The organism is Kitasatospora sp. NPDC088160 (genome assembly GCF_044741445.1).
GTDB lineage: Bacteria > Actinomycetota > Actinomycetes > Streptomycetales > Streptomycetaceae > Kitasatospora.
This window is the reverse complement of sequence record NZ_JBIUSS010000020.1, coordinates 55,739-80,580: the sequence shown is the minus strand read 5'-3', so window position 1 is coordinate 80,580 and position 24,842 is coordinate 55,739. Positions and strand designations below refer to the sequence as shown.

Annotated in this window: 22 protein-coding genes; 7 read left to right on the top strand and 15 right to left on the bottom strand. The window is 72.5% G+C overall.

Annotated elements, in window-relative coordinates; translation table 11 throughout:
- The first annotated feature begins 81 nt into the window (after window positions 1-81).
- Window positions 82-990: a hypothetical protein gene (locus ACIOGZ_RS28665; protein WP_400988013.1), complete on the top strand. Its 909-nt coding sequence runs from the start codon at window positions 82-84 to the stop codon at window positions 988-990.
- Window positions 991-1,198: 208 nt separating this feature from the next.
- On the opposite strand, the gene ACIOGZ_RS28660 is transcribed toward ACIOGZ_RS28665, so the two are convergent.
- On the bottom strand, window positions 1,199-1,561 hold the full coding sequence (locus ACIOGZ_RS28660) for a hypothetical protein (protein WP_400988011.1): 363 nt from the start codon (window positions 1,559-1,561) through the stop codon (window positions 1,199-1,201).
- Between the two features lie 71 nt (window positions 1,562-1,632).
- On the bottom strand, window positions 1,633-7,029 hold the full coding sequence (locus tag ACIOGZ_RS28655; protein ID WP_400988009.1) for an SNF2-related protein: 5,397 nt from the start codon (window positions 7,027-7,029) through the stop codon (window positions 1,633-1,635).
- A gap of 566 nt (window positions 7,030-7,595) precedes the next feature.
- Here ACIOGZ_RS28655 and ACIOGZ_RS28650 point away from each other — a divergent pair.
- Both ACIOGZ_RS28650 and ACIOGZ_RS28645 read left to right on the top strand, forming a co-directional pair.
- Window positions 7,596-8,408: a leucine-rich repeat domain-containing protein gene (locus ACIOGZ_RS28650; protein ID WP_400988007.1), complete on the top strand. Its 813-nt coding sequence runs from the start codon at window positions 7,596-7,598 to the stop codon at window positions 8,406-8,408.
- A 796-nt stretch (window positions 8,409-9,204) separates the two neighbouring features.
- On the top strand, window positions 9,205-9,450 hold the full coding sequence (locus ACIOGZ_RS28645) for a hypothetical protein (RefSeq protein WP_400988005.1): 246 nt from the start codon (window positions 9,205-9,207) through the stop codon (window positions 9,448-9,450).
- Window positions 9,451-9,627: 177 nt separating this feature from the next.
- On the opposite strand, the gene ACIOGZ_RS28640 is transcribed toward ACIOGZ_RS28645, so the two are convergent.
- From ACIOGZ_RS28640 to ACIOGZ_RS28630, 3 genes are read right to left on the bottom strand one after another with little or no spacing between them, the layout of a single operon-like run.
- On the bottom strand, window positions 9,628-10,176 hold the full coding sequence (locus ACIOGZ_RS28640; protein WP_400988003.1) for a phosphoribosyltransferase: 549 nt from the start codon (window positions 10,174-10,176) through the stop codon (window positions 9,628-9,630).
- Window positions 10,166-10,885, bottom strand: a complete 720-nt coding sequence (locus ACIOGZ_RS28635; RefSeq protein ID WP_400988001.1) for a 7-carboxy-7-deazaguanine synthase QueE — start codon at window positions 10,883-10,885, stop codon at window positions 10,166-10,168. Before ACIOGZ_RS28635 ends, ACIOGZ_RS28640 begins: the two co-directional genes overlap by 11 nt.
- The gene (locus ACIOGZ_RS28630) at window positions 10,882-11,583 is read right to left on the bottom strand and encodes a 6-carboxytetrahydropterin synthase (RefSeq protein WP_400987999.1); all 702 of its coding nucleotides are present in this window, start codon (window positions 11,581-11,583) and stop codon (window positions 10,882-10,884) included. Before ACIOGZ_RS28630 ends, ACIOGZ_RS28635 begins: the two co-directional genes overlap by 4 nt.
- A 402-nt stretch (window positions 11,584-11,985) precedes the next feature.
- Between ACIOGZ_RS28630 and ACIOGZ_RS28625 the strand changes: the two genes are divergently transcribed.
- Window positions 11,986-13,377 (top strand): transcriptional regulator, encoded by a 1,392-nt coding sequence (locus tag ACIOGZ_RS28625; RefSeq protein ID WP_400987998.1) that lies wholly within the window; start codon window positions 11,986-11,988, stop codon window positions 13,375-13,377.
- Window positions 13,378-13,797: 420 nt separating this feature from the next.
- Here ACIOGZ_RS28625 and ACIOGZ_RS28620 read toward each other — a convergent pair whose 3' ends face one another.
- Window positions 13,798-14,382: a hypothetical protein gene (locus ACIOGZ_RS28620; protein WP_400987996.1), complete on the bottom strand. Its 585-nt coding sequence runs from the start codon at window positions 14,380-14,382 to the stop codon at window positions 13,798-13,800.
- A gap of 430 nt (window positions 14,383-14,812) precedes the next feature.
- Between ACIOGZ_RS28620 and ACIOGZ_RS28615 the strand changes: the two genes are divergently transcribed.
- Window positions 14,813-15,571 (top strand): hypothetical protein, encoded by a 759-nt coding sequence (locus ACIOGZ_RS28615; protein WP_400987994.1) that lies wholly within the window; start codon window positions 14,813-14,815, stop codon window positions 15,569-15,571.
- 57 nt (window positions 15,572-15,628) lie between these two features.
- On the opposite strand, the gene ACIOGZ_RS28610 is transcribed toward ACIOGZ_RS28615, so the two are convergent.
- On the bottom strand, window positions 15,629-15,862 hold the full coding sequence (locus tag ACIOGZ_RS28610) for a tetratricopeptide repeat protein (protein ID WP_400987992.1): 234 nt from the start codon (window positions 15,860-15,862) through the stop codon (window positions 15,629-15,631).
- Here ACIOGZ_RS28610 and ACIOGZ_RS28605 point away from each other — a divergent pair.
- Window positions 15,852-16,070 carry a helix-turn-helix domain-containing protein gene (locus tag ACIOGZ_RS28605; RefSeq protein WP_400987989.1) on the top strand — a complete coding sequence of 73 codons (219 nt, stop codon included), beginning with the start codon at window positions 15,852-15,854 and terminating at the stop codon, window positions 16,068-16,070. The genes ACIOGZ_RS28610 and ACIOGZ_RS28605 overlap by 11 nt on opposite strands.
- Before the next feature lie 245 nt (window positions 16,071-16,315).
- Here the strand turns inward: ACIOGZ_RS28605 and ACIOGZ_RS28600 are convergent, their stop codons facing one another.
- Window positions 16,316-16,531, bottom strand: coding sequence for a hypothetical protein (locus tag ACIOGZ_RS28600; RefSeq protein ID WP_400987987.1), 216 nt, complete (start codon window positions 16,529-16,531; stop codon window positions 16,316-16,318).
- Window positions 16,532-16,837: 306 nt separating this feature from the next.
- On the bottom strand, window positions 16,838-16,993 hold the full coding sequence (locus ACIOGZ_RS28595; RefSeq protein ID WP_400987985.1) for a hypothetical protein: 156 nt from the start codon (window positions 16,991-16,993) through the stop codon (window positions 16,838-16,840).
- A 370-nt stretch (window positions 16,994-17,363) separates the two neighbouring features.
- Between ACIOGZ_RS28595 and ACIOGZ_RS28590 the strand changes: the two genes are divergently transcribed.
- Window positions 17,364-18,416, top strand: coding sequence for a hypothetical protein (locus ACIOGZ_RS28590; protein WP_400987983.1), 1,053 nt, complete (start codon window positions 17,364-17,366; stop codon window positions 18,414-18,416).
- 117 nt (window positions 18,417-18,533) lie between these two features.
- Here the strand turns inward: ACIOGZ_RS28590 and ACIOGZ_RS28585 are convergent, their stop codons facing one another.
- From ACIOGZ_RS28585 to ACIOGZ_RS28560, 6 genes are all read right to left on the bottom strand, one after another.
- Window positions 18,534-19,508 (bottom strand): hypothetical protein, encoded by a 975-nt coding sequence (locus tag ACIOGZ_RS28585; RefSeq protein WP_400987981.1) that lies wholly within the window; start codon window positions 19,506-19,508, stop codon window positions 18,534-18,536.
- Between the two features lie 560 nt (window positions 19,509-20,068).
- Window positions 20,069-21,985 carry a hypothetical protein gene (locus tag ACIOGZ_RS28580; protein ID WP_400987979.1) on the bottom strand — a complete coding sequence of 639 codons (1,917 nt, stop codon included), beginning with the start codon at window positions 21,983-21,985 and terminating at the stop codon, window positions 20,069-20,071.
- Entirely contained in the window at window positions 21,982-22,164 is a 183-nt protein-coding gene (locus ACIOGZ_RS28575; RefSeq protein WP_400987977.1) for a hypothetical protein, read from the bottom strand. The genes ACIOGZ_RS28580 and ACIOGZ_RS28575 overlap by 4 nt, the downstream gene beginning before the upstream one ends.
- Window positions 22,152-23,138 carry a hypothetical protein gene (locus ACIOGZ_RS28570; RefSeq protein WP_400987975.1) on the bottom strand — a complete coding sequence of 329 codons (987 nt, stop codon included), beginning with the start codon at window positions 23,136-23,138 and terminating at the stop codon, window positions 22,152-22,154. The genes ACIOGZ_RS28575 and ACIOGZ_RS28570 overlap by 13 nt, the downstream gene beginning before the upstream one ends.
- A gap of 78 nt (window positions 23,139-23,216) precedes the next feature.
- Window positions 23,217-23,906, bottom strand: coding sequence for a hypothetical protein (locus tag ACIOGZ_RS28565; RefSeq protein WP_400987973.1), 690 nt, complete (start codon window positions 23,904-23,906; stop codon window positions 23,217-23,219).
- Window positions 23,903-24,841, bottom strand: coding sequence for a phosphotransferase (locus ACIOGZ_RS28560; protein WP_400987971.1), 939 nt, complete (start codon window positions 24,839-24,841; stop codon window positions 23,903-23,905). The genes ACIOGZ_RS28565 and ACIOGZ_RS28560 overlap by 4 nt, the downstream gene beginning before the upstream one ends.
- Between the last annotated feature and the right edge of the window lies 1 nt (window position 24,842).

Here is a 24,842-nt window from a genome sequence, read left to right as displayed (position 1 = left end):
GCGCGGCACCCGGCCCGGCGTGAGCCAGCCTCGGCACACCATCTCGAGGACCACCATCCACACGACAGGAGAGACCTCGCCATGCCCTCCGCAGGAACCGCGGGGAACCGCAGCTCCGCACGGCTTCGTGCCGCGCACGTCCGAAAGGACTTCACCGGGGAGACCCTCGAGGTCGCACTCGCGGGAATCGGCCGCAAGAACACGATCGGCCTCGACGCGTGCTCCCCAGCCCAGCGCGAGTTCCGGGCCCTGCTCGCGCTCAGCCTCTTCAACCGCGCACCGGCCCCAGGCGAGGCACCCGCGCGCCCTGTCAGCAACCTCGGCGCACACGATGCGGTGATTTCACCGCGCTGGAACGAGCTGGTGATCGTCGCGCAGCGGTCGCCGGCGGACGTTGTGGCAGCACTCATCCCCGGCACCCTCGGCGACGGCCCCGGACGCGCCCCAGGCCTTCTGCTCGTCGCGGCATCGCCAGGGAACCACTCTTCGACGTTCCACCTCCAGCACCAGCCCACCGGTGCACGGCTGGTCGTCACCGGACGCCCTGGCGGACCGAAGCCACCCCGACCCGAGGCGGATCGCCGACAGGATCCGCACGGGACCGCCGACGAACTCACCGCCGACGAGCGAGCACGGCTGGACGGCTCACCCCCCGTTTCCCCCGACGCCGCAGTCCTGCTGGCTGGCCTCACCTGCCGGTACAACCTTGAGGACCACACCGAAAGATGGGCAACGAGCTGGACCCGAGACCCGTTCGGCCGGGCCAACGGCTGGGGTGCGGCAGCCGACCATGGCCCCGTTGAACGGCAGTTGTCCGGCCGCGGCGACATGTGGGTGCTGCGCTGGAACGGCTACCCCTACCGTCCAGACCTTGCCCGAGCGTTCACCCACCCCGTCATCGGTATCCAGGGAGCGGAGCTCCACATCCACCGTCAGGTCCCCAGGGTGACGTTCGGCACTGCATTCCTGGAACTTCGAGGGCCGGTCTGATCGCGACGGCAGGTCCGCTCGGACCGGTCCACGACGGCCGGACCGATGCCTGGCCACCGACGACGCCTTGGCAGCAGGGGCCTGTTAACGCGATGGCTGCCGCGGCGGCACCCGGCCGGGAAGCTTCCCGACCGCCAAGACCCGACGAGGACGGAGGCCGCAGCCGACGTGGACCGCGGAGAAAGCAGGGCGTGGTCGTGCTGGCTTGTCACGAGTCGGTGGAGTTCGCCGTCGTTTCGCGGTAGGTGGTGAGCAGCTCGCGCCAGTGGCCGATGTCGAGGTGGAGGCGGTGGGCAGGTTCGAGTGGCGTGCCCGGGCGGAGGGCGGCGATGCGGACGGCGTGGTCGACCGGGGTGATGGGCAGGGGTTTGGCGTCGAGCAGGGCCTGGGCACGGTCTGCCGCAGCGTGGACGATTTCCAGGAGGTCGCCCTGGGAGGGGAGGCCGGCGGGCGGTTGGGGCAGGTCCTCCTGGAGGAACCGGTGGCCGGAGACCGGGCTGGTCACCGGTGGTTGTGGGTCGCTGCTACGTGGTTCCCCCCAGCGCTGGAGCGCTGTCGTGTACGTCGTCACGGCGGCAGGCTCGGCGTCCCCCGGCTGCCGGGCGGGTGTCCGCGGGCGGGGAACGGGGTTCACGGGCGAGGTCACGCGGCGGCCCCCAGGGCGATGAGCTCGAACAGTTCGTCGTTGCTGAGCAGCGTCGGGTCGAAGGCGCTGACGGGACTGAGAGCGTCGAGTAAGCCGCTCTTGCGGGCGAGGAGCCGCTCGATCTTCTCCTCGATGGTTCCGGCTGCCTGCAGGTGGTGGACGTGGACGGTGTGCTTCTGGCCGGGACGGTGGAGCCGGTCCACAGCCTGGTTGACCCGGGCGGGGTTGAACTGCGTGTCCGCGAGGACCGCGTGGTTGGCGGTGGTGAGGTCCAGGCCGGTGCCGCCCGAGCCGTAGGTGGCGATCAGCAGCCTGCTGCGCCGCCCGCTGAACTTGGCCAGGACGGCGTCGCGCTGGCCGGATGTCATCGAGCCCAGGTACAGCAGCGGCCGGCAGCCCCATGCGGCGGCGTGCCGTTGCAACACCATCGCCATGGTGGCGAACTCGGTAAAGATCACCACCGCCGATTCGGGGTCGCTGTCGAGGACCGTGGGTACAAGATCGTCCAGGGCCGCGAACTTGCAGGCTTCCTTGCTGGCGCGGGCAGGGTCGTAGCCGGCCAGGCCGGTGGCGAGGCGGTCCGACGTCGCGGAGCCGATCCTCAGGTGCAGGGGGCTGTTGGAGATCTGCCGCAGCTGGGTGATGAGCCGCAGCACCGCCGCCGAGCGCTCGCGGCCCGCCGCGGTACGGATCACCTCCGTCGCGATCCTGGTGGCGCGGGTGTAGAGGCCGACCTGGGTGGGCGTCAGGGCGAGGACGTGGCGGGAGGTGATCTTCTCCGGCAGGTCGAGGGCCACTTCGGGGTCGCCCTTGCGCCGGCGCAGCATCACCGTGCCCACGACCCGGTTCAACGCGCGCTGGGTCTGCGGGTCGGGGTTCTTCTCGAGGCTGCCGAAGGCCCGCATGAACGCGGCCTGGGCGAACAGGTGGGGGTTGGCCCAGTTCAGCAGCGCCGCCAGGTCCTTGAGCCGGTTCTCCACGGGGGTGCCGGTCAGGGCGAGGCGGGTCAGGGCCGGCACGGCGGTGAGTGCCTGGGACCGCTGGGAGGAGGCGTTCTTGATGAACTGCGCTTCGTCGGCGACCACCGCGGAGTATGCCTGGCCGGCCAGGAGGGCGCGGTCCTCCACCAGGGTGCTGTAGCTGGTCACGACGACCTCGTCGGCGGCCAGGTGCTCCAGGGAGCGGTGCGGCCCGTGGTAGCCGCGCACCGGTACGGTGGGGGCGAACTCCGCGAGGCGGCGGACCCAGGTCAGCACCATCGAGGCTGGCGCCACGACCAGCACCGGCAGCCCCTTCGACTGCCCGGAGTGGATCCGGTGCAAGATCAACGCGATCGCCTGGATCGTCTTGCCCAGGCCCATCTCGTCGGCGAGGACCGCCCCGAAGTTCGAGGTCACCCCCGCCAGCCAGGCAAAGCCGGTCCTCTGATAGGGCCACAGCGTGCCGGCCAGGCCCGGCGGCGGTTCGACCGGGGTGTGGGAGGCGCCGGTCAGCAGGCCGGCGAGGTCCGCGAGGCCGCCGTCGGCGACCACGTCCGCATGCTCGCCGTCCTCCAGCTCCACCGACCCGAGGAGTACCGCCTGCAGCGCCTCACCCGCCGGCACACCGCGGCGCAGCCGGCGGCCGCGGGCGCGCTCGGCGGTGATCTCGTCCACCAGGACCCAGCGGTTGCGCAGCCACAACAGGGCGCCGGCCGCCGCGGCGATGCGTTCGCTCTCCTCGGTACTCAGCGGGGTGCCGTCGAGGCGCAGCTGCCAGCGATAGTCCACGAGCTGGTCGAGTGCCAGGCCCGCGCCGGGCGGCCCGGAGGCGACGACGGTCGCCCGCAGGCGGGCAGCCCACTGCTCGGGCCATACCACCTGGACCCCGGCGTGGCGCAGTACGCGTCCCAGGTGGCCGAGTAGGAGCGCGGCCTCGCCCGGGCGGACCCTGACCCGGTCGCCGTCGTCGGCGCCGGCCAGTGGGGGCCACAGTGCGGCGGCCTTGCGCAGAGCCCGGCGGGCGCGCAGCACGGCGGGGTGCTGGGGGCCGTGGCGCTCGGTCAGGTCGGGCAGCGTCACCAGGGTGGTGCCGTGCTCGGCGGGGCGCAGGCGGATGGTGACCTGCAGGGTGTGCGCTGGGGCGGTGGCCCGTGGGGGCGGCATCACCTGGATGACGACGCCGGGCGGCGGGGTGGGGTCGGCGAGCTCTTCCAGCGCGTCGAGCCACTGGGCGGCGTCGGCGCGCACCGGTTGGCCGGTGCGGGCGGTGAGCGGGTTGTGGCCCCAGATCGCCGCGACGCCCGGGCCTCGGGCGAGGGCGTTGGTGAGCTCGGCCAGTACGAGATGGGCCGCCGCGTGGGCGGACAGCATCGTCTCGCGCCGGCCGGGCAGGGCCGCGCTGTGCCCCCACGGCGGCAGGCCGGCCGCCAACTGCTCCAGCAGTGCCTGCTGCTGGTCGTCGAGCGGGCCGGGGCGCCACAGGGCGGTGCCGTCGGTCCGGATGCCGGGGCGGACGTGGCCTGCGGCCACCACCTGGCAGCCGTAGCGCAGGATCTCGCGCCAGGCCGCGGCCGAGGCGTCCCATCCGGGCTCGGGGTCGGCGGCCAGCAGGTGCCGGGCCGCGTCGACGACCGGCACCGGCGGCCCCGGCACGAGCAGGGCGCCGCGCTCCGACCACACCCGAAAGCCCTCGCTGTCCCGGCCGGGTTTCGCCTTGCGGGCCGTGGCCTGGTCGACAGCCACGAAGCCGGGCTCCGGGCCGTCCACTCCGACCACGCACAGGCGCGCACCGGAGCGCACCGCGGCCAGCAGCCGCTCACCGGCCTCCAGTTCGTCACCGTCGTCGTCGGGGTCCACCTCGAAGAGAGCGGCCCAGCCCGGCGCGGGCGCACCGACGCCGGACCTGTCGGCTGTCCCGGGTGCGAGCAGGCGGCAGCGCACCGCGGCCAGCAGGTCCGCGCACGCCCGGTCTCGGTCGGGGCCCGCCGCCCACAACTGCCCGCCTGCGAAGGCCGCCCGGGCCACGACCGCGTTGCCGCCGTCCGGGCGGTCCGCGAACTCGACCTCACCGAGGACGCCCGCCTCGCGCAGGGCGTCCGCGGCGTGCCGTGCGCGTGCCGCTTCCAGTTCCAGCGCGGCCGGCGGTGCCAGCCGGGTGAACTTCTGCACCAGCAGCCACCGCGTCGCCAGTTCGGCGATCGGCTCGACCTCGGCGACCGTCGAAGCCCAGACGTCATACCCGTCGACCCGCGCCCGCAGCCGCACCTGCCGCCCGCCACCTGTGGGCCTGGTCGTGCGGCGCTTGCACCCACCGAGCCACGGTTCGGCGCCCGCATCCCGCAGCCATCGTTCAGCGGCCTGCGCCGTCCACTCCAGTGGGCCGAAGCCGCGCTCGCCGGACAGCACTGCCAGCAGGGCCCGCGCGCAACTCTCCACCCCGTCCTCCTCGGTATCACCCGAAGCCCGCACACGCACCGGTCCGCCGTGCGCGTCGGCGGACATCGTCACGGTGAACGGTCCTTCTCCCTCGATGGCCGTCTCCCACCCGCGCAACACCCCGGCCCGGGCGAGTTCCGCCACCAACGGCAGCGACCGCGGCGGCGGCACCAGGTGCCACACCCGCAGCAGGTCCGCGACCTCCCCGACCTCCACACCCAGCTCCACGGCCGCACACACCGCCGCAGCGTTCAATGCCGCATCCTGCGACAACTGCACCGGCCCCTCCACCAGCAACTCGCCGGCACCCCCGGTCTCCGGGCGGATCCGCCCGACCCACAGCGCCTGCCCATCCGCCTCGCCCACCCGGTGGGCCGTCCCGTTCAGCTCGGCCCCGCCAGCGCGGACGCGCTGCTGCAGCTCTGCCCACTGGAAGTCCTGCCGGTCAGGGAAGTCGATGCCCCGCAGTGCCGCGGCGTCCCACTCCGCGCCGGCGGCGAGGATCTCGGCCTCGGTCCGCTCCACGTCCTCGGCAAGCTTGCCGATCCGCTCCCGCCACTGCTCGATCCACCGCTCGGTGTCGCCCTGAGCCTGCCGACCCACCTCCAGCAGACGTTGCTGGTGCACCAGTTCCGCGGCGAAGTCCTCCGCGAACCGCGCCGCATCAGTGGACGAGGCCCCTTCGCCGTGCCAGCCCTTCGCCTGCCTGCGCTTCCCGCCGCTCTTGCCTTCGGCAGGTGGCGTCAGCTGCGTCTGCGCGACCAGGGCAGACACCACCGAATCGATCCGGGTCTCGTCCACCCACGCCACCAGGCCGCGCACACCGGCCCAGCTTTCAGGCGCGAGCACCTCACTCGTCGGCTCGCTCTCCGCGAGAGTCTCCAGCAGCGTCAGCGCCGCGCGATGGAGCGCCTCACCGGCACTGCCGGCAACGCCGACTGGACCGAGCACACTGCGGCCCTGACCACGGAGCGCCAACTGGCAGACCTCCACGCCCGGTCCGGCACACGCGCTACGACGGGCCACCTGCATGCCACACGCCCACGCGGCGACTTCCAGAGCCGTCCACGCGATCCCGAGGTCGGCGGCGAGGACCTTCCAGGCGAACGACACCGCCTTCGACAGCCCGTAGGAGCTGCACGCCGTGACCACCAGGTCGGCGGGCGTGGTGTTCGACGCCTGCAGCGAGCGCAGCACCCTCCTGTCCAACTGCGCCAGGTCCGTCCCGGGGGGCAGGGCCCCCGGCCGGGCCAGAAGGCTGGACATCCACGACGCGGTGATCCACGGAACGACGTCGTCCGACACCAGCCGGGCCAGCAACCCAGCTGACCAGTCACCATGCGCCGACGCGGCACGCTGACGTCGCATCCTGTCAGTGATGTGGGGAGCGAAGGCCCGGAGCAGGCCGGGTGAGATGTCGGGATGGAAGAGGAGGACCAGCTCACCACGGTCCTCACCGTCCTGAAGTGATGCGTGATCGGCCGCCAGGATCACCACCTCGGGCGGCAAGTCGGGCGACGCCTGCACGATCACCCGGCGGCCGGTCGCCTTCGCACCCTCGTCGGCCAGTGCGGCGGTGGCGATCTCGGCGCATGTGCCCGGGGCGAAGATGGAGACGAGGGCCGCGTCGCTGTGCGGGGCCACCGCGAGCCGCAAAACGCTGTCGACGATGCGGATTGCGAGGTGGGTGGCCGGGTCGTTCCGCACGATCGGATCGATGCCGGACTCCACGAGGTACCACTCGCCGGTTCCGGTGATGCGGGCGGCGTTGGCGCCGGGGGCGGCAGGACCCGGCGGGGAACGGATCGCTCCGCTGACCACCCCTTCGATGAGCGGACCGGCAGCGCGGCAGTCGGGGCAGGTCACCGAACTTTGCAGGCCCCTCTGGACCGTGCTGTGCCACTGGTCGCGATCGGCGGCGGTGCCGTAGCCACGGCCGCAGCCGGTGCAGCAAAGTGCGGTGAACATCTCGGACATGGCGACATCGTGCCCGACTGTTTTACTCCTCCAGGGAGGAAGCACCCGAACGCATGAAGATCCGGCCGTTGTATTGACACCCGCCGCCGGGGCGATCTAACGGCGCGCCCCGGCCGCATTGCTCGGCGGTCCGGGCGGGCACCTGAGGAGCACGGTTCTCGGCCCGCGCGTGCCCACCGCCGCCTGCGGGAGCACACACGAAGGCCTCGAACTCCGAATCGGCCCTGGACGGCGGCACATGGTCATGGCCGGGGTGGAGCCCGGGCCCGGCTCGTGGCACAACGCCCTCGCCGAGGCCTAGTGGCGGCGCACTGCCACCGTTGAGTGCCGCTTCCCCGGACCGGGCCTCGCCGCTCGCGCAAGGTGCGTGGACGGCGCCGACAGACGCCCAGTTGAGGACTGCACCGGCCCGGACGAGTTCGCGTACCTCAAGGACCGGTTCACCGACCCCGGCCCCCGGCGCGACGAACGGATCCAGAAAGTCGGCTCTGGCGCTGATCTTGTGATCGGGCCAAGCCGCAGGCCCCACTGATCCGTCTCGCCCGCGTCTTCGTATCTTTGGTGCCATGGCGAATGAAGCAGAGCCGGCACCGCACACCAATCGGTGGGGCAACACGGCGAATTCGGTCCCGGGCAGCAGCGAGTCCTACCGGGACGTCTGCACGTGCTTCGACCAGGGCCAGGTGAGCAACCGGCGACGGGTGCACTTCCACAGTGAGCGTCAGGACACATCTTCGGCGGCCTGGCAGCACCTCCTGGCGCTGATCGAGGAAGCCGCCGCCGACGGACGGGAGGTGTTTCGGCCGTTGGTGGAGATGAGCCCCCGAGAACGACGCCAGATCGTCACCCTGCCGCCCAGCATCGCGAAGCTCACCGCCGTCAAGCAGTTCATCCTCTACGGCAGCAACCTGGTTCGGATCCCTCCGGAGATCGGCGCCATGAGCAGCCTGCAGGAGTTCACCCCGTACACCTCCTGCCGGCTGCACTGGTTCCCGTACGAGCTGACCAGGTGCCCGAGCCTGAAACGCAGCACTGTGAGCACACGCGCTCTGTACGGCAACGAGAAGTTCCGCCCACCGTTCCCCCCGCTCCAACCTGGCGGCGTGGAGACCGCAGACCTCAGCCTCGACGACGTCGACCCCGCAGAATGGGGTACTACGGCACTCCGCAGGTGCAGCGTGTGTGACCAGTCGCTGGAAGGAGCCAAGATCCACCAGGCATGGATCTCGCTGCGAGTTGCCACCGACATCTTGCCGCTCCTGGTAAATGCCTGCTCCGCAGCCTGCCTGCAGATCCTTCCCAAGCCTCCCGAGGGCTACGTCCAGACCCCGCACACGGGCGGCCCCGGACTTGCCCAACCCACCGCTGACTACGCCTGACTTCCCATCATGCCAACGAGCCGCGGCTCAGCTACCGGATGCCGGCCCAGGTCGGCATCCGGGCCATCACAAGATCAGCGCTGAGGGCGGCGTGTCTCCAGGTCCACCAGGATCGTGGCGTACGAGTCGCCCTTCCGCAGGGCGAAGTCGTCGACACCGAGCACGCGGATCTGCCCGACGGGTTCCATTGGCACCTGGGTCGAGCTCCATATCGAGCGCGAGAGGATCGCTCTCTACCCCTACGAACTCTGAGCAGGGACCAGGACTGGGATGCCTAGCACTGCTTCTCTCGCCTGTTCCAGGTCGTTGCGTTCAGCGGTGTCCCAGGCTCAGCTGATCTGCCGCGGTGGCATCTATGGCACTGGCGTGTCGCTCAAGCTGTTCGCGGCCTGTGCGGTCCCGCAGCCGTTCTCGCTCAGTGGTGTTCACGGCCGCCGCGGTGAGCTGCAACGCGGACCACTCCTGCCAGGCCGACACCATGGCGACTGTCGAGGAGTGACCCGCGGCGGCCGAGCGCCGCGCTGCTGACGCTGTGACAGACTGCCGCGGTGATCGCTGACGACCCGGCCTACTGGAATCGCCCCCACCCGATACGGGCACTGCTCGTCGGCGGAGCAGAGGATGAAGACGCACCGCTGTGGGGCCGGTGTGCGGGGCTGGACGGCTGGTTCGTCGAGCCGGTCCGGTATCCGCGCGAGCTGCTGACGGTGCGCGGCTGCCCGCTGCAGGGGCCGTGGACGGTTGCGGGCGGGCTGGGGGACGTACTGGTGGAGGTGTGGTCCGGCGGACGCCCGGAGTGGTGGACGCGGAAGTGCTGGCCCGCACACCCAGCGGCGCGGGGCAGGGGCTGTGGGACGTGGTGGTGGCGGCGGGCGTGAGGCCGGAGGAGGAGGTCGGGGATACCCCGCCGTTGGTCGACCACGTCGAGCTGTTCGCGTCGGACGGCTGGGGCGAGCCGGTCCGCTGCGTCTCCGTCTCCGGCCTGTACCGGGCTCGGGCCCAGCAGACGGCGGGCCCGCTGCACTTGGGCGCGGCAGGGTGATCGTCTCCAGCCGGATCAGACCAGGCTCCTTGACGTCCTCCTGGCGGCCGGGGCCGGCCGCCAGGATCAGCGGCGTGTGGCCGAGCCTGCGCACACCCTCCACCAGGGCCGCGATGGACCGCTCGATCCCCGAAGGGTGATCGGGCCGGTAGGACAGCAGGCAGAACGCGATCGTACTCACGAAGATCCCTTCCTCGGTCCGGCCGCCAGCGGCGCCGCCGACTCGCCCTCGAAGGCCCCGCGCTCCCACGGGAAGACCACCCAGCCCGAGACCGTCTCGCCGATGGCGGTCACCGCCTCGCTCGGCGCCAGCACACCGGTCCAGTTCGCCTCGTTGACCACGCACACCGCACTGCGAACCCTGGCCGCGCCGGCCAGCTCGACCAGGCGCACGGCGGCCGCAAGCGTCTCGCCGGTGCCGGCGACGTCGTCGACCACCAGGACGTCCAGGCCAGACAGATCACCCAGCGAGGCGGTGTTGCGGGCCTGCGGCCGGGCCGTCTTCGCTGTGTTGGCGCTGTCGTCGACGGTGTGGGTCACCTCCAGCGCCCGCACGTCCCGCACGCCGAGCCGGTGCGCCAGCAGCACGGCCGGGGCCATGCCTCCGCGCACGACGGCCACCAGGGTCTGCGGTGTGCCGATCTCGCCCGTGGCCCGGGCGATCCGGTCGACATGCCGGTCGATGTCGTCCCAGGTCAGTTGCCGGGGCGTCGGGTCAGCGGCCACGTTCGTCCTCCCAGAGCAGCACGTGAAGGCGGGAGCTGACGTTCCAGCCGCGCTCGATCGCGACGTCGGCCAGCGCCCGCATGCCGCCGACGACGGCAGCGGCGGTGGTGGCCTCGGGCATGACCCACACCCGTTCGAGGCCGAGTTGGTCCTGCAAGGTGGCGAGTTCCTCGGCGTCCGCGGGGCTGTCGAGGACGAACTTGAACACCGCGCGCCTGGTGGCCTGGAACGCGATCAGCACCTCGGGGTGGATCCGCCGGTGCTCCGGGCCGCCCATGTGGGCGAGCTTCGGGGAGACCACGTACAGGGCGACGTGTTCGTCCAGGCCGCCGGCTGGGGCGATGGTGCCGTTGGTCTCGATCTCGACGCGGCGCCCGGCCTTCTTGAGCCGGGCGGCCACCGGCGCCAGCTGGCTCTGCTGCAGCATTGGCTCGCCCCCGGTGACGACCACCAGGCGTGTCGGGTGCTGGAGCAGTTCGGCGGCGACATCCGCGGCGGGCACTCGGCGCGTCTGCTCGGCGCGCGAGAAGCGCTGCCAGTCCCACGAGTACGGGGTGTCGCAGGAGGTACAGGCGAGATTGCAGTCCCCGGTCCGCAGGAACGAGGCGATCTGGCCGGCCGAGGGGCCCTCGCCCTGAAGGGTCGGGCCGAACACCTCGCAGAGCAGCACATCCGTCCTCGCGACGGGCAGCAGGCCCCGCCCCGTCACGTAGACGCCCCCGCGTCCGGGGCGAACTGGGCCCAGGTGCTCTCCGTCTCCGATACGCGCACGATGAAGGGGCGCCCCGCCGGATCCGCCAGGCCGCGCGCTGTCAGCCAGCGGGCCAGGTGCGCGGCAAGATGCTCCGACGTCGGGTTCACGTCGAGCACCTCGTTCAGCACCTGCTGGTGGAAGCCGGCCAGCAGGTACGCGCGCAGCTGGCCGGGGATGGGGAGCATCTGGTCGCCCCGCAGTTCGAACGGCAGGGTGACGACGTAGGCATGCCCGTGCGGGCGGCCGCACTTGTGCCCGGCCGGAAGGCCACACAGCCAGTGCCGGGCCCGGAAACGGACGGCCGTCGGCTCGACCACCGAGACGGGTCGGCCGGTGAGGATCCGCACCTCGCTCAGCCGCTCGCGGGCGCCGCCGGGCAGGGTCGCCTCCGCGCTGGCGTGCAGGTGCTCGGCGATGCCCTTGTCGCTGGCATCGGCCAGCACCGCGTTGAGGTCCCGGTGGTCAAGCACCGCGTCGACGTGCTCCTGGAGCCCGGCGAGCTCGCCGAAGTCGCAGACGAAGCCCGGCCTGGTCAGCTCACGTGCTGTCAGGACGACCTCCGCGGTGAATGAGTCGCTGGCGTCCACCCCATCGAGCTCCCGGGCCGCTTCGAAGCGCACACGCTTGCCGATGGTGTAGGTCCCGGTCACCATCACGCCCTCCAGAACACGAGCTGGACCGCGTGACGGGGCTGCCGCCGCGGGCGGAGGCGGGGATGCGGTGGGGTGAAGGCGTTGTCGAGCCATCGGTCACCTCTCTGGGTGGTGCGGGCTCCCGCGCCGGCGATACCGGGCCGGAGATGCGTTGGCGCAGCAGTGGCGGACGACGGTTCAGTCCGGCAGCGCTGCTGCGAGACTCGGCCGAGCGGGGCCCGATCCAGGGCCGCCGTGTCCAGCACGGTCAACCATCACGCCGACCGCCGGGTCGCGGAAGAGCGCGGCGGTGCCCAACCGTGCCCAGGCTGTTCCCACGTGTTACCACCCATGCGCCTGGAGATACTCAACCCGCAGCTGACCGGGCATCATGAGCGGAACGGGCAACCGGAGGTGGCGGGCTTGGAGATCGACCAGCACCCCTTGACCTACCTGCTCCATCAGAACAACTGGACCGCGACCCAGTACCTCGCGCGCCTGAGCACCGTCCACGAACGACTCGGCTACGGAGCCATCCCGCCGGACCGCAAGCGCATCACCCGCTGGACCCGGCACGGAACCACACCCGAGCCCAGTGCGCAGAAAGCGATGGCGGTCCTGCACAACATCCCCCAGAGCGAGGTCGCCGACCGCCCGTGGCCGGCATGGCTCTCGCTGGCCTGCATGGGCCCACGAGACCTGCTGCATGCCAGGTGGACCCCCCAGGCCGCGATCGAGCTGCTCGACCACGCCGCCGCCGTAGGAGGACTGATGGACCGCCAAGGAATGGACCGCCGAGGATTCGTCATCGTCGCGGGACTGGCGCCCGTCCTGGCCCAAGCCGCCACCGCCCCGCTCGCACCCGCCCGCACCACCGGCTCCAGGATCGGCGCGAGCGTGCCCGCGCTCTTCGAGCAGTCCCTGGCCATCCTGCGACGCCAGGACGACCAGTTCGGCTCCGGTCAGGTCCACGCCTCCGCGCGCGCCCAACTCGCCCTGATCACCAAGCAGCTCAAGACCGCCTCCTACACCGAGGCCACCGGCCGGCGCCTGTACGCGGCAGCCGCCGAAGCCGCCCGGATCTGCGCCTGGACGGCCTACGACTCCGGCCAGCACGCACTCGCCGAGGAGCACTACCTCGTCGCGCTCCGGGCGGCCGCCTCATCCGGCGACCCCGTCGTCACCGCCAACACCCTGGCGTTCTGGGCCATCATGCGCTACAGCACCGCCGACGCGAACGGCGCCGTGGACCTGGTCAACGGCGCCCTGGGCAACACCCGGCAGATCGGCTCCGCCCGCATGGAGGCGATGCTCCTCGCCCGCCTCGCCCGCGCCCACGCGCACGCCGGCGACAGCCAGGCCGCAGCCCACGCACAGAATGCCGCGATGGCCGCCTACGACCGAGCACGCGACCAGGACACCGCCGCCGACCCCGACTGCGTCTACTGGCTGAACCTGGGCGAGATCAGGATGCTCCAGGGCTCCTGCTCCCTGAACCTGGGCCGGCCCAAGGAGGCCATCAGCCACTTCGAGGACGCGTCCGCGGGGCTGAGCACCGCCGACACCTACCGCGAGGACGAATATCCGCGTGGAGCGGCCATCTACCTGGCTCGCGAGGCAGAAGCCCGGATCGCCCTCGACGACCTCGACGGAGCGATCGACACCGCCCACCGGGCGGTGGACCACATGGGCGGCATCACCTCCGCCCGCAGCACATCCACGCTCGCCGACCTCCGCTCGAAGTTCACCGCGCGACGGGAAGTGCCGATCGTCCGCGAGTTCCTGGAGAGCACCGCCTATGTAGGCGCCGCGTGATTGCGGCCGGCCCCATGCCTCGGGCCACCGTGTGGCGGCTGACCGAGCCGACGAGGAGCGGTTCGGTAGGACCAGCCTCGACAGAGTGGGTCCGGGAGGTGCCTCCCCCGGACCCCGACACGGCTTTCTCTGCCGGTCGAGAGCGTACCGGCCCCCTGTGACAGGCACCCCGGACGCCCGGCGCCCACAGCCGAGGTCGGGCGTGTTCCGGAAATCACCTGCGGAGCCCGACACCGGTTCGACGCCGCCCATTTAAGGGCCTCCCCCTTGACCGTCATGCTCTCGCCGCCCTCCACACCCAGCCGCACCGCGGTGAACCCGCCGCCGACGTACAAGATCCGCTCGACGATGCCGTCCAGCGACTCCACCTCCCGCTGCTCCACCTCCCGCTGCATCCCCTCCACCAACCATTCCACCGGCTCACCGCGCGCGGCGAGCAGCGCCGATCGGCCGCCGTGCCGCCTGTTCGCCAATCAGCACAGCCCGGGCACGCTCCAGGTAGGCCGGGGCCGTCCAGCCGCCGACCCAGACCTTCTCGCACTCCGCGAACCTGCGCGGAACGACCCGGCCGGCCAGCGCCCACCCCACGAAGTCCTGCAACGTGGCGTCCTGGACCTGATTCCAGCACACCGGCGGAAGTCCCCGGGCCGGGTCGGATCTCTGCCCGACCAGCCGCAGCAGACCCGCCGCGATCCGCCACTGCCCGTCGCCTTCGTCAGGCGGATGCACGCCGATGGCGGGTTGCTGCCCCAGCCACCGCTCGCCCGTGCCCAGCGCCACCCAGCATGCCGTCACCTCATCGGCGGCCATCCGCGCGGCGCGCTGCTCCATCTCAGCTGCGGTGATCGACGCGAGCTGCACGTCCCAGCCGACGCGGCGGCCGTCCGCCGCGGTGGCGAGCACGTCGGTGCGCCAGCCCCGGCTGGCGGCTTCCAGCTCGGCGTGAGCCCCGGCCGCCCGGACAGTGGTGACGATCTCCAACTTCAGCAGGTGGTGGTCGAGCATCTGTTCGGCAAGCTCGCATCGCGGGGCACCAGGGTCATGGGCGAAGTACTTCAGCCGCCGTGGCGCGGGGGAGACCTTCCCGTGGAGACCGTGACCGCACTCTGGGCAGCTGAGCGGCACACGAGGCCGGACCCGGTGAATCGCCTCCCAGGTCCATCCGCAGCCCAGTTCTGGGGCGGTGGACAACCGCGGCTTGACCTACTACCAGGAGGTGGTGGCGCTGTTGCGCCAGCGCGGGGTCACAGTGCGAGAAGAGTGAGGAACCAGGCCGGTTCGAGGAGCGACCGCCCGGACCCGGATGCTCGCCGCACGGTGGCGGGAAGAGCCGCCGGTAGACCTGGGCGGCCGCCGCTGGGCGCCCGGGGCCGCGCCCGGGGCGGCCCGCGGCGCGGCGCGCTCGCGGTGGATCCGGCCCGGGCGCCGGCGCACCGTGCTGATCGCAGCCACTGTCTTCGCGGCGCTGCTGGCCGTCGCGGTCGGGACGGACCCGGCCGGTGTGCTGAACCGGGACGGCCTGTCGATGCGCAGCCCGCGGCCGGTGCCCGGATCGCCCCGGCCGACTGTGGACGTCGCGCTGCCCGGCGGCGGGGTCTCCGACGGCACCAGGTGCGGTACCAAGGGCTTCCACCACTTCGAGCCGGCGCCCGCGTCCTTCACCTTCGCCGGGTCACTGGCCGACGCCCCGCCGCCGGGACCCCAACTCGTCCTCAGCTCCTACGGGTTCTCGCGGGGCGCGGCACAGGACCCCGGGCATTTCACCATTGGCCTGGGTCTCGGCCCGGGCGCCGGCGAGCGCGCGCTGGACCTGTCGGCGCCACTGGGTCCGCACGGCGTGGCGGTGGAGATCGAGGGCCCGGACGGCCTGGTCGGCGGGGCCCGCGGCCTCCCGCTGACGCACGGCGACGACGACGCCCCGTCCGACCCGGGCGGTACCGTCCACGCCGGGCCCGAGGGAGGCGCGTTCGTACAGGTGACGCTCCCGACCGAGGCCCTGTGCCCGGGCTTCGACGGCTTCGCCGTCCAGCAACGGCTGATGGCACCGACCGACTCGCACAACACCATCACCGGCCAGCCGCCCTACCGGCTCACCGTCTCCATCTCCGATCCGGCGATCGGCGCGCTGCGGCGCCAGGTGGGCTCGACGGTGCCGGGCGACGTGCTGGCGACCGACAACCGGGTACAGCGGTAGGACGGTTTGCCCGGTGTCCGCAGGCTGAGGGTGTGGGCCCTGTCTGCGGACCGGCCGTCAGAGGCGGGTCAGCGCCGCGAGGTCGGCCTCGACGGCCACCGTGTGCGGGTGCCGGGCGCCGAAGTGCTCGCGCCAGGCGGTGGCGCAGCGGGTCAGCTGTTGTGTGGCCTCGGGGCGTCGGCCTTGGACGGCGAGGGCGCGGCCCAGGGCGGTGGCGGCCTCCAGGGCCCGGTGGTTGTCCGGGTGGTAGTCCGGGCCATTGCGCCCCCGCGCCCGCGTCATGCTGTTCATCGCGCGCGGCCTCCGGTGGCACATCGACGAGCGGGGCTGGAGCCTGTGGGAGGTTTCGGCGCTCACCGGGGTGAACCGTCAGGTGATCGCCAATTTGCTGGCCGGTCGAAGCTGGGCGGGCGTGGTGACCATCAGCCTGCTGGAGGACGGACTCGACGCGGTGTTGTGGCCTGCGGCCACCACCCGAGCCCCCGCCGCCGCGCTCTGAAAGGGAACGCAAGGAACGCATGTGTGAAAGCGCCTTCCCGCGCGCCCGGACGGGCGACCGGCTGGGGCCGCCGGAACCCGGGAAACGCGAATTAGGCCGCACGGGCCCCGAGCGGAACCTCCCTCGGCTACGCTCGGGCATGCGGACCACGTATCAGGGGACCGCTCGGTGCCGCCGGGGCCTAAGCCGGCGGCACCTCTCCCCTCTGACGTCTCGTATCAGGGGACTTGTCGCTCGGCCTCTCGTTAGGCGGCCTCCGCCTTCTGCGCTGCACCGAACGGCGCATCGTCGCGAGCGGTCGCGTACAGCCCGGGCTCGGTCTTGACCAGTTGGCCCTTCTCCGCCAGCCGCTTGAGTGCCGTGCGCACGGTCTCCTTCTGGTGTTTCACCTTGAGGAGCTTGGTGGTCCGGCCTAGGGTCTGCAGGTGCAGGATGACCGCCAGGACATCGCCACTGCGCATCGGGGCCTGCGCGGTGGCGAGGATCTGCAGGCAGAGCTCCTGCAGGGTCCGGGTCGTGTCCTGCGAGGATGGCGCAGCCTGGGCATCGCTGAGTGCGCCAGCGCCTTGATCCGAGCTTTGTGTGTTCTCGGCTGCCGAGCTGGGATCCGCATCCGGTTCCCTGAACGGCGACGCCGAAGAAGCCGTACCGGACGCCGCCGGTTCGGGGCGGGTGGGAACGCCGTCCTGCTCCGTGGCATCCGTCCGCGGTTCATCCTCAGCCGTGCCGGGGCCCTGATCGCGGCCACCGGTGGGGGCGGGGTCGTCCTACGTGACCGTCCTGTCCGTTGAGCTGCGTGCCGAGGCGCGGGCCCGCCGGTCCTGGGGGGTGTCCGCATTGGCGTCGGTGAGGACCTGCAGCGCCTCCGCGGGCCGGCCGAGGACGTTGAGGCTGCGGGCGAGACCGGCGGCGAGACAGGTCACGGACTGGAGGGCCGATGCCTTCCGGGCGAGGGCTTCGGCCTTGGTGTGTCGGCCGGCGCTGCTGAGCGAAGACCCGCGCGCCGGTCACGGAGCGACGGAGCCTGTCGTCGGGGAGGTCGGACAGCAGGGCCAGGTACTCCCGCTCGACTGCTGCTCACCTCCTCCTCGGTGCGGGGGTCGCCAATCTCGGGGTGAGCGACGGTCTGGCCAAACCAGTTGGCCGGGACCAGAGTTCACCGGAATCCGGGCAGGCGCCCGCACAGCTCGGTACGCTCGGTAAAGCTCGGAGCCAGGCGCAGTGTGGTCGGTCTCCGGCAACCGGAGGGCGACCGTGTGACCCCATCAACGCTCTACCGAACGGATCATGTACATGCGACTGCGACAGGCCCACGCGATCCTCACCGGCGCCGACGCGATCAAGCGGCACGAAGTCCTGGGCGACCTGGCCGGACCCCCGCACGAGCTGACCGAGTGGCTCCATGACGCCTACGACCCCGACTTCCGGTACAGCGAGGACCCGGCCGAGGACCGCTGGATCCTCGAACTGGAGATCCTCCCCACCCCCGACGCACCCGAGCGGTTCGACCGGATCGAGATCCAGCTCAGTCCCGGCCTCCGGCCTGACACCGTGACCGTCACCAGCCAGTACAAGACGCGCAACGACCCGGACCACTACCACCAGACCGCCGAGGTCCACGTCGACCCCTACGAGCAGGGCGACCCCCGCGGCGGCGACCCCGAAACGGACTGGGAGAAGTTCCGGCCCGGCGTCGCCGACACCATCGCCGAGACCGTCGCCGCACAGATCCGCTACCTCCGCGAGACGTTCGGGCCGCGCCCCGGCAATGCCCCGGCAGCGGCACCCCAGCCCGACCTGGCCCCGCCGAGCGACGCTTCCCTGGAGAGCGTGATGGAGCTCTGTGCCGAGGACGAGGCCGCCTACTACACCGTGCCGGTGGTCGAGGACGCTGCCCGCGTACTGGACACGTGGCTCACCGCAGCCGAACGCCAGGGCCGACCGGCGCCGGACGCGGTCAGGGAGTCCCTCACCGATGCCGCCCTCATCGCGGCGACCCTCGCACTGCACGACCCGCAACCCATGCAACCCGACCTCCCCACCAGGGCGCAGGCCATCACCGTACTGCGCGCCGCCCTTGAGGAATCCGGCATCGCCTCCTACTCCGGGCCGGTCGGCCTGAGGGTCGCCCCGCTGCCGGACGGCCGCACGTGGGGGAACGGAGAGGGCCTGTGGGTCGAGATCCACGGCGGCATCTGGACCCTGCGCCCCGACCTGCCTGCCGACGAGTCGCCCAGCAGCATGCCGGTCACCGTCCACGGCGCGGTCAGTGCCGACGGCGCCCGAGCGGTCGCCGGAGTCGTGCGCGGAGTACTCGACGGCGTGCTTCCCGATCACCTCTCCTGACCAACCCGCACAGAACCGCCCCGGCCCAGTACGGGTGGACCCGCGTGCCTGCCGCGGTGGTGGGACGGCGGGGGTGACGAGCACCGCGCCCGATGACTGGCGAGTGTCGTACGGTTACTACTGCGCGGCCCAGCGGCGGATCCGCCGAGTACCCGGAGTCGGGGTTCGTGTCAGCCTTCGTCGCGGATCTGCGGGCCCGCCTGCTGCCCAGCAGGTCGGAGCAAACGTGGCCGTGACGAGGCTCTCGCCCCTCCGGTGGACCGAGCTGGAGAGCATCAGAAACTTCCCCTCCACCCACCACGTCCGGGTCGCCTCCGTCGCCAACGCGCGCGAATCCGGCACGGCGTGGGAGGACGCGGCCGAGCAGGCCCGGACAGCCGATGCAGCCCCTGCAAGGGGAAGGCGCGGCCATGCACGACCACTTCGGGCCGGTCGAGCAGTAGCTCGCCCCGTTCGAGGGTGACGCCGCGAAGGAAGCAGAGCGGCTGCTGGTCGTCGGGGCAGTGGGTCCGGCTGGAGCCGGTGCTGGCGGCGGGCAAGAAGCGAGGGCGGCCTCCGGTCTGGACCCGTTGGCAGTTGACGGACGGCATGCGGTGGTGAACTCGTACCGGGATTCCGTGTTTCAGCGAAGTAGCGCCGGAAGGCGGCCTCTTGGGCCTTGTCCTGCATGTCGGAGCGCACCGCGGCGCGGTCCGCGTCCGTGCCGGGCTCGGACGCGTCGTGCCAGCGCCGCAGCAGCCGCCCGGCGTCCTCGTGCAGGCGCAGCTCGGTGCTGGTCTCCAGGGGCAGGTCCCGGACGACGCGGCCGGGCAGCGGCGAGCTGAGGATCGTGCGCAGGTGCGGGTCGCAGGCCAGCAGTCGCGGTGCCTCCTGGTCGGTCAGGTGCGCTTCGGCGTAGGCGTATCCGGCGACTTCGCGTTCGAAGTCGAGGTCGTTGGGGCTGATCTTCACGTAGGCGTCCCAGTCGCCCCTCACGTGCCACACGAGGGAGTTGCTGCGCGGCCAGGAGCGGTCCTCGCTCGCGGCCAGGCCGGGCAGATGGCCGGCGACCCAGTCGTGCAGCTCGGGCGGGAAGTGCTTGGCGGGCGTCATGGCGGTGAGTCTCCGAACGGGCGTGGGAGCGGGTGGACTGGGTGGGCCAGGCGTGCGCGGTCGCGCGGGGTGGGCTGCGGTTCAACCGGCTTCTCCTTTCTGCGAGTTCAACGTTCGGCGGGATGGGCGGGGTGTGGTCGGCGCTGTCAGAAGTAGTCGGCGAGCCACGGTTCCCGCTCGGCGGTGGCTGCGAGGAGGTGGGTGAGCGCCGTGCTGTCGCCGTGGAGGCCGACCAAGGCGGCGGCGGCCCGACATGGGACTCCTCCAGGCCGGTCTGGGCCCCGCGGTCACGGGTCACCGCTTCCTCGACGGCGGTGAGGTACAGGCGGGTGCGTGCCGGCACCTGCTCGAGACCCGATCGTGCGTCGTCGGCCAGGAGCGGGTTGTGGACGATCACGAGGTCCCATGGCGGCAGGTGGCTGGGCCAGTGGCGGTGTGCCTGAGCCAGGGTGTCCACCGCAAGGACGGGCCCGGGCGTTCCGAGATGCTCCAGGATGCGGTCCGCGTCGACGGCCAGCGGGGCACGTGGTGTTGGGCCAACTGCGGGCGCTGGCCGGGGGTTACGACGTGCGGGTGGTCCTGCCAGGGTTGCACTCGGTGGGTAGGACGGGCACACGCCGCTGGTGGAGGGAGAGGCGGAACCGGTCGGCGTGGACGAGCCAGAGCCGGTCGAGTTCGGGTACCAGGCCGGTGGGGACGTCGAGGCCGACGGTCAGTGGCCCTGGCGCGAGGTCGGTGGTGGTGTGGGCGTAGCTGCCGGAGCGGCTGCTGCGCGGGCTCAAGTGGACGGCGAGCAGGCCGCGTTCGGGGCCGTCGACGGTGAGGGTGAAGGGTCGGCCGGGGTGGACGGCGGCGGGGGCGTGGACGGTCAGCGGGGGCTGGCCGGTGGGGTGGCTGTGGGCGGGCCCGCAGCGCGGGCAGGTGACGGCGATGCGGTCGCAGGGGCCGAGCACGCTGGTGAGGTGCTGCGCGGTCAGCGGCATCGCGCAGTGCGGGCACGGGGGAGCCGGCGTCGTGCCGTGGATGCGGTGGGTGGCGCGCAGCGCGGTGAGCTGGCGGCCGAACGCGCCGCCGCGGGTGCGGGTGAGCAGGGCGAGGGCGTGCTCGGCCCACTGGTGGGCGAGGCGTTCCAGTTCCTCGTGGTCGAGGCGCCTGGTGGGGGCGGTGCGCCGCAGGAGGGTCTGGGCGGCGGCGCGTACGTCGGCCATGGAGCGTAGGCACTGGTCGAGGCCCGGGTCTGGACGGTGGGCGAGGGAGTCGCCGAGGGCGGCCTCGAACAGGGTGGCCTCGGCGGTGCGCTGCGTCCAGTCGGTCAGTTCCCGGTCCCGCTCGGGGGTGGGGGCGGCGGGTGGGCGGGGGTGGCTGGTGCGGGGCGCGGGAGGCGCGGGGCGGTCGCTGCGTACTGGGTGGGGGTGGTGGTCGGGGTCGCCGAGGAGGATCGCGGCCCCTCCGGTGAGGCCGCGTTCGGCGGCGCGGCGGTTGGCGTCCATGGTGACGGCGCCGAGGTCGGCCCCGGTGTGGAGGAGGTCGGCGGCTGCGTGGGGGTCTTCGGTGGTGGTGTCGGCGTCGCCGCGCAGCAGCCCGAAGATGGCGGCCGGGTGTCCGTCGACGGCGTCCAGGGCGAGGTTCACGGTGGTGGGGTACTGCTCGTCGGGGCCGAGGGTGATGGCGTTGCAGATGTAGAGGCCGAGGGCGTCGGCGTGCAGGTCGTGCGGGTGGTGGACGGTGAGGCCGCTGGAGGGGGCGGTCTTGCACTGGGTGGGGGTGCAGCCGCCGGGGACGAGGTGGCCGGTGCGGGTGCGTTCGGCGTCGCCGGGCAGGCCGCACAGGACGGCGGTGCCGAGGTGGGCGTGGGCGGCGGAGCCGTGTGCGTCGATCAGGAGGGTGCGCCAGGGGGAGCCGATCGCGTCGGCGGTGGTGAGCCGGGGCGCGCCGGGCCGGTGGAGGTGGCGGGAGCGGCCGGTGGTGCCGTCGATCAGCGCGGAAGTCCCGTCCGGGGTCGAGGGGGCGGCGAGGATCTTGGCGAGGAGGAACAGGGCTGCGGGCGTGTCGCGGCCGGTGAGCAGTCCGAGGCGGGTGCCGTGGCGGGTCCAGGTGTCGAGGGCGGGCAGCAGATGCGCGAGGGTCAGGTGGGCGGGGTCGGCGGTGAGCAGGACGCTGCCGCCGGCCGGGCCGGGGTCGGTGAGGGCTTGGGTGAGGGTCGGGTAGTGGTGGTGGGGGCGGCCGAGCGCGGTGGCGGCGAGCCGGCCCAGGCGCGGGTCGTCGCCGGTGGACACGACGCGGGCGCACGCCCGGGCCGGGCGCGGGAGCGGCCCGGCGGCGGGCCCGTAGCGGGTGAGGACGGCGGCGATCCGCTCGTCGCGCTCCTGCTCGCCGGTGGCCAGGAGGGGGATGGTCGCGTCGGTGAGCAGGGCCTGGGCGTGGTCGAGGCCGGTTGCCCAGGCGTAGCCGTCCGGCAGGTGCGCAGCGGCGTTCACCGCGCCTCCAGCCGGGTGTTCAGAGCGCGCAGGCGGTAGCGCACCGGTCCTCCCGCGAGCGGGAGGGTCGGGGCGCCTTCGCCGGCGGCGGCCATCCCGGCGGCGTGCTGCCCGCTGTCGGCCTGCTGCTGGTAGGGCCAGGCCCGGGCGGCGAGCGGCCGCCGGGTCACCACAGCCACGGCTGCCTCAACGGCCCTGCGGCGGCGCGCCGCCGCAGGGTGAGGGTGGCCTCAGCCGAGAACGCGGCTCGGACCCGGTCGTCGAGGTCGTCGGGCGATCCTGTGTCGTAGGCGACGTGCTTGGGCGAGAGCTCGGCGACCAGAGTGCCGCCGTCGAGGGTGAGCAGAACGCGGGAAACCAGCAGCGAATGCCGGGTGGGGACGCAGCGCAGCCGCAGCGACGTGGTGGTCGCGAGTTCGACGAGGTGGGCCAGCTGGCCGGTGTGTTCCTCGACGGCGCTCATCTCCGCGATGATCTGCGCGTCCATCAGCACGGTCGCGGTCGGCGGGCCCGGCCGGCCGATGCGTTCCAGGAACGCCTCAGCCCGGGCCGTGGCGACACGGCCGCGCCACTCCCGCTCGCACCACTCGCTCTTGCGCCTCGCCATCGGGGCGCCCCGGTCGAGCAGCGCACTGCGCACCAGCGCACACAGCTGGCACGGCGCCCCGGCCACGTCCGGGACGCGACCTCGTCCGGGAACCGGCGGCGCCGGGCGCCCGGCCTTCACCTCATGCTTGACCGAGCCCAACCGCACGTGCAGGTACTCACGCGTGCGATCGGTGAGCACCGGCAAGTCCAGGACATGGGTAGCAGCGAGCAGCACGTCGGCCGCCTGCTCCTCGACGATCTGGTACCGGTGCGCCGACCCCGGGCCGGAGTCGACGAACCCACGCCCGGGCGCGTTTTCAATGATGCAGGAGAGCCACTCGTCGCACTCTCGGCGCCCGGCACCGTAGTAGCGCGCGATCGCGGGCCTGTAGCCCGCCTCCACGGCCTCACGCAGCGCGGTGCTGCGCCCGGACTCCAGGGCGTCTGGTCGCAAGGGCAGCTGAGAAGTGACGCCCGGTTCGACGGTGGCGTGGAGGTGGGCCAGGTGCAGGCCGAGAACCCGTTCCAGCGGACCGGGCGGTGCGGGGAGGGCGTCAGTGGTCATGGCAAGGGCCTTCCGGAGGGGCGAAGCGGAGTACGGGGTCTGAGCGTCCGTCGGCTTGTTGGGGTTCGGTGGAGGTCGTTATGTGGTTGCTGTTCCGGGGCTGGTGTCGTTCACGCACCGGCACGGGTGGGTCCGGTCGAGGAGGTCGGCGGCGTGCAGTCTCTCCACGGCCTGCCCTCTCGTGCGCCAGCCGTGGCGGGTGAGGATCCGCTGCAGCCCGGTGTCGACGGCGCGGGCGGTACGTCTGGTGCGTTGGCCGATCTCGCGGGAGGTCAGGCCGTCGGCCATCAGACGCAGGGCCGTCAGGTCCGCCTGCGACAGCGGCTTCGCCTGTGAGAGCCAGTGCCTGCCGAAGGGCAGGAGACCGCCTCGCAGGGCGATGTCGACCGCGTGCTCGGGATTGGCCGCGCCCAGTTCGGCGGCCGCGGCCGCGAGGTCGAGCGTGACCCGGTCCAGGGATTGGCGTGAGCGGCGGCAGATCGTTCGGGCCGTCAGTCCCTGGGCCGTCAACGCCAGGAGGTGCAGCGCGCCGCGGGAGATGTGGAGTCGGGCGCCACAGATCGGGCAGCCGGTACCGGAGACCTTCTGCGGTGGAACCGACGCGCGGTGCCCGGAGGAGGGCTGATCGCGGTCGTGGGAGTAGGGGTCGGCCAGGAACATCGACGGCCACCCTTGCCGCGCCGGCTGCTGGCGCGCGGGGCCGGCCAGGAACATCGACCCAGCGGCGCTCGGCTTCGCGGAGCCGCGTCGATCGGGGGCAGCGGTCACGGTGCGGGCTTGGGTTCCGGGAGCCGGCTGTCCAGGCTCCAGTTCCAGGGGAACGGCGGCAGCGGGTCGGCGACACTGCTGTGCCGCAGGTCGGCCTGGGACTGCCGGTCGGGTTCGGTGAGCGCGTACTCGGCGGCCGTCAGGTACCCGCGGAGCGCGAAGATCCTGGACATCACCTCGTAGGGGCGCCCGCCGTCGTATCGGGACGCGTCGATGCCGTACTCGGCCGTGAACTCGGCATGCTCCCTGGACGGGGCGCCGAAGACATCGCGGCGCCAGGAGATCGCGGCGGCGTCCCACAGGCAGGGCCCGCCGACGGACAGCGTTTCCAGGTCGATCAGCGTGGGCGCGCCGGAAGGCGCCAGGATGCTGGTGGCCGGGCCGACGTCGCCGTGGAGAAGACCGCCGTGGTCGGGCCACTCGAGGGCCTGCCAGGCGGTGCGGGCAGTGGCGAGGAACCGGTGCAGGCGTGTGCGCTCCCTGGAGGGCAGCACAGCGGCGGGCAGCGCCTCGATGCGGTCGGCCACGCGCTTGAAGGGGTCGAAGACCGGCAGCTCGAAATCGGGGCTGTCGAGGCTGTGCAGTTTCCGTAGGAGGGCGCCGAGTTGTCCGGGGGTCGTCGGGGTGTCTCCCAGGTCGTCGGCGAAGGTCACCTGGAGGGGCCCCAGCGGGCTGTCGCACTGGATCGGGTTGACGTGGATGCCGGCGGGCCGGGGCGTGGCGATGCCCTTGCTGCGCAGCCAGCGGGCGGCACGGCGCTGGCGCAGCGCGTCCCGGCGGCTGGTGGAGGGGCCGTGCACCTTGGCGACGGCTCCGGCGTGCGGGAGCCGGTACACGTGGTCGTGTTCCGGCTGGAGCGGCTGCGCGCCGGTCGGGTCGAGGCCCTGGGCCCGGGCCGCGCCGTAGACGATGCGTCGGCTTTCTTCCGGGGTCATG

Bases quoted from the DNA above. Each gene is read 5' to 3' on its own strand.
- ACIOGZ_RS28590 (WP_400987983.1), top strand. From the start codon at position 17,364: ATGCGACTGCGACAGGCCCACGCGATCCTCACCGGCGCCGACGCGATC.
- ACIOGZ_RS28610 (WP_400987992.1), bottom strand. From the start codon at position 15,862: ATGAACAGCATGACGCGGGCGCGGGGGCGCAATGGCCCGGACTACCAC.
- ACIOGZ_RS28585 (WP_400987981.1), bottom strand. From the start codon at position 19,508: ATGACGCCCGCCAAGCACTTCCCGCCCGAGCTGCACGACTGGGTCGCC.
- ACIOGZ_RS28650 (WP_400988007.1), top strand. From the start codon at position 7,596: ATGGCGAATGAAGCAGAGCCGGCACCGCACACCAATCGGTGGGGCAAC.
- ACIOGZ_RS28655 (WP_400988009.1), bottom strand. From the start codon at position 7,029: ATGTCCGAGATGTTCACCGCACTTTGCTGCACCGGCTGCGGCCGTGGC.
- ACIOGZ_RS28665 (WP_400988013.1), top strand. From the start codon at position 82: ATGCCCTCCGCAGGAACCGCGGGGAACCGCAGCTCCGCACGGCTTCGT.
- ACIOGZ_RS28630 (WP_400987999.1), bottom strand. From the start codon at position 11,583: ATGGTGACCGGGACCTACACCATCGGCAAGCGTGTGCGCTTCGAAGCG.
- ACIOGZ_RS28605 (WP_400987989.1), top strand. From the start codon at position 15,852: ATGCTGTTCATCGCGCGCGGCCTCCGGTGGCACATCGACGAGCGGGGC.
- ACIOGZ_RS28600 (WP_400987987.1), bottom strand. From the start codon at position 16,531: ATGCGCAGTGGCGATGTCCTGGCGGTCATCCTGCACCTGCAGACCCTA.
- ACIOGZ_RS28560 (WP_400987971.1), bottom strand. From the start codon at position 24,841: ATGACCCCGGAAGAAAGCCGACGCATCGTCTACGGCGCGGCCCGGGCC.
- ACIOGZ_RS28620 (WP_400987996.1), bottom strand. From the start codon at position 14,382: ATGCTCGACCACCACCTGCTGAAGTTGGAGATCGTCACCACTGTCCGG.
- ACIOGZ_RS28570 (WP_400987975.1), bottom strand. From the start codon at position 23,138: ATGACCACTGACGCCCTCCCCGCACCGCCCGGTCCGCTGGAACGGGTT.